The organism is Bartonella sp. CL71SXKL (genome assembly GCF_042194935.1).
Taxonomy (GTDB): Bacteria; Pseudomonadota; Alphaproteobacteria; order Rhizobiales; family Rhizobiaceae; genus Bartonella.
Map to the genome: position 1 here is coordinate 1 of NZ_JBHINI010000118.1, position 648 is coordinate 648.

General features: G+C 28.4%; 1 pseudogene. It reads left to right on the forward strand.

Going from position 1 to position 648, the window contains the following annotated elements:
- Nucleotides 1-436: 436 nt before the first annotated feature.
- Nucleotides 437-648 (forward strand): annotated as a pseudogene (locus ACFILA_RS09810) (hypothetical protein); the annotation flags it as partial.

Sequence of the window (648 nt, forward strand, 5' to 3'; positions counted from 1 at the left end):
ATTTAGTGACAAAATTGATAGGTTATAAAGTTTAAAATACGCATTATGAGAGCGTTTCTAAATATTATAAATGTATAATTCAGAAAATAACGCAATCGTTTCATAAAACCTATAATATAGCTTTAAAAGCACATAAATATAAAAGAAGCAATTCATAATCATAAGATATTATCAATACACAACGTATTTAAAAAATACAAAAAAATATCAAAAAAAGATAAAATATTATTTGACAATAAATACGTATTTTGTTACATAAATAACCAAGTGATGAAAACACTTTCGAATAGCGAATAGGTTGCGAAAAAACCTTTTCCATTTCTTTTAAAACACTGACTATCTTTTATGCTGTGATTAGCATATATAGTGATTTTGTCGGGTGTAGCTATGCCATACAATACCCTTATGGGAAAAGCATAGCAACGGACTATTCGCCGTGTTTTCAGCACCCGATGCTCTTATAGGGTGTCAATTGAAAACTAATTTACGAATAGGTGTAAAAATGAATTCTATTGTTAATACAGAAAAAACATCTCCAAAATACGAATTTATTGATGATTGTGAATATATTGATGGTCATTTCTTAACTCGAATTAGAGCCTTAAGAGATTTTGATGATGTCAAAAAAGGCGATTTAGGGGGGTATAT